General features: G+C 72.2%; 1 protein-coding gene. It reads right to left on the reverse strand.

Annotated features, from left to right (window positions below):
• Nucleotides 1–381 (reverse strand): protein kinase (locus AB1L30_RS01330; protein WP_367011526.1); only part of this gene is annotated, 381 nt, incomplete at both ends.

Below are 381 nucleotides of genomic sequence, written 5' to 3' on the forward strand. Positions count from 1 at the left end.
CTCGATCCCGTTCGCTCCGTCGCTGCTGCCCCCCGCCATGCCGTCGCCGGGGACCTCGATCGCCCCCGGGTCATCGAGCGGGCGGGCCAGCCCCCAGTCGACCACCAGGGTCTCCCCGTGCGGCCCGAGCAGGATGTTCGACGGCTTCAGGTCGCGGTGGATGACCCCCCGGCTGTGCGCGTAGTCGACCGCGTCGCACACGGCCAGGAACCGGACGATCAGCTTCCGAAGGCGCAAGGCCCGGTCGCGCCGGGATCTGGGCCGCCCTTCGCTCCGGTGGAAGCGCTCGATCGCGTCGCGGAGCGTCTCGCCCCGGATGAACCGCATCGTGTAGTAGGGCCGACCATCCTCGTGCCGCCCCAGGGCGCTGCCCCTTGAAAC

This window comes from Bremerella sp. JC817, assembly GCF_040718835.1.
Taxonomy (GTDB): domain Bacteria; phylum Planctomycetota; class Planctomycetia; order Pirellulales; family Pirellulaceae; genus Bremerella.